1 protein-coding gene is annotated in these 2,146 nt (G+C 62.2%); it reads left to right on the top strand.

What is annotated here, in order from left to right; translation table 11 throughout:
- Window positions 1-450: 450 nt before the first annotated feature.
- A partial coding sequence (locus GSQ79_RS16355) for a DUF4347 domain-containing protein (protein ID WP_158809748.1) occupies window positions 451-2,146 on the top strand: 1,696 nt, incomplete at its 3' end.

Below are 2,146 nucleotides of genomic sequence, written 5' to 3'. Positions count from 1 at the left end.
TCCTCCTCATGGCAAAATGCCATACTTCAGGGAGGACCACTTCAAGGGGGGCACGCCACCGCCCGGAAACCGCTTGTGTGCTCATACCACCGGTGCGTCGACCGTACAACTTTTACTATAGTATTAGATAAAATGCAATCCGAGATGGCGAATATGCTTGCGGCGACGGTCGGACGGCGAAATTGTGGTTTGTAGGAATTGATGGTATCGGACAACCGAAGGTCGCTAAAATGTGGCATTACCCGCTTTATCGCTCACTGAGCGAGCGGTTTCAATTGGCGATGAAAATTTTACCTGCCGGCTCCCATCGCCGGCTCGGAGAGTTTAATGTTCGGAATCCCCGGGTGGTTCAGCCGCAAGCGTAGCATCGCATCGCAATCCACTCCAACGCTGGCCGGACGGTCGATGGGGCGGTTGCAACGCAGCGGCTTCATGATGTTGGAGCCACGGATGATGTACGACGGCGCCGGCCATGCGACTGTCGGCGCGGCGTTCCAGCATCATCATCTCGACGGCGCCGGCGACCACGGCGCGATGCCCGCGGCAGAAAAACCGCAGCTGCAGGCGCCCAACGTCCAGACGCCGCCGCCGTCATCCGGCCAAGGTATAGGAATTGCGTCGGGCAACGCGGCGGAGCGTGACAAGACCGGGCACAGCGATGCCACAGCCGCCGGGCCGATGCCGCATGTGACCACCTGGGTCAAGAATCCGACCGAGATCGTGTTCATCGATTCCCAGGCGCCGGACTATCAGATCCTGGCCGCCGGCGTGAAGCCGGGCATCGAAGTGGTGGTGCTCGACCCCAACAGCGACGGGGTGCAGCAGATCGCCAATTTCCTGCAGCGCCATCCCGATCCGAACCTCACCACCATCGACATCGTCGCCCATGGTCAGGACGGCATGCTGTTTCTCGGCAATACCGTGCTCGACAACGACACGGTCGGGCAATACGCGGCGCAGCTCAAGACGATCGGCGCGGCGATGCAGCCCGGTGGCGATCTGATGCTTTACGGCTGCGACGTCGCCGCCGATCCGTCGGGGGTGGTGCTGCTGGCGCAGATTGCCGGCGAAACCGGCGTCAACGTCGCCGCCGCCACCGCCGATGTCGGCAGCGCCGCCAAGGGCGGCACCTGGTCGCTGACCGCGACCACCGGCCCCATCGAGGCCGAGGCCCCATTCACCGCCGCGGCGCTTGCCGCCTATCCCGACCTGCTCAACGCCGATCTGTTCGTGACCGCGAGCGGTTCCGGCGGCGGCTTCGTCTTTGTCGACCAGAACGGAACCTCCGTGACGTCCGGCCCGACTCTCACGGCCGCGAATGCTGCGAACCCGGCTCAGATCGTTCTGGATACCGCCGATAATCTGTACTTCTTCACCGCCTTTCAGGATTCGGGGACCCGCATCTATGAGGGCAAAATATCAGACGCGCTGGCCGGCAACGGGACCGTTCATGCCATCTTTGCCGACACCACCCAAGCCAACGGATTCGCCGCGGACTTCATCGCCGGGCTGCAGGTGGATAGCGTGCACCATCTTCTGTATTTCGTCGACAATTTGAATAACAACGTCTCCAGCGCGACAACGACGTCGCGGTTCGAGAAAATCAGCTACAGCACGACACCGCTGACGACCGATACAAGTTTGACGGCCACCGTTCTGGGCACGGTTCCCATTGCGACCGCGAACAAGGGAGGAGTCGCCAGCTTCGTCATGGACTTTGCCAATCCGGCGGCGGCGAAGGCGGTGTTCGCGGTCGATACCGGCGGGACCAATTTCGGCGCCACCGTCGCCCCCGGCTCGGCCGCGCTCTTTACAGCCAGTCTGACGGCAACCGCGGCGGCGAATTCGGTCACCATCACGCAGGTGCCGAACCTCGCCATTCCGGCGTCGGAGGGTTTTTTCCAAGGTACCAATGGCACCCTGGCCATCGACGATAACAATGGCGCGCCGATCGTGTACTTCGCGCTGCAGGCAGGCCACAACAGCGACGGGTCGTTGTCCTCGACCTCACTTGGTCTCTACTCCTACCAGCTCGGCAGCACCGCAACCGCACCCACCGTCATTTTCCAGGGTCCGAACACCCCGGGCCACGTGGGGACCACACCGGCACTCAATTCGATCACGATCGATACCGTGACCGGAAAAT

The organism is Beijerinckia sp. L45 (assembly GCF_009765775.1).
GTDB lineage: Bacteria > Pseudomonadota > Alphaproteobacteria > Rhizobiales > Beijerinckiaceae > RH-AL1.
Note: the sequence above shows the minus strand (reverse complement) of the source record. Positions and strands in the feature narration are given on the sequence as shown.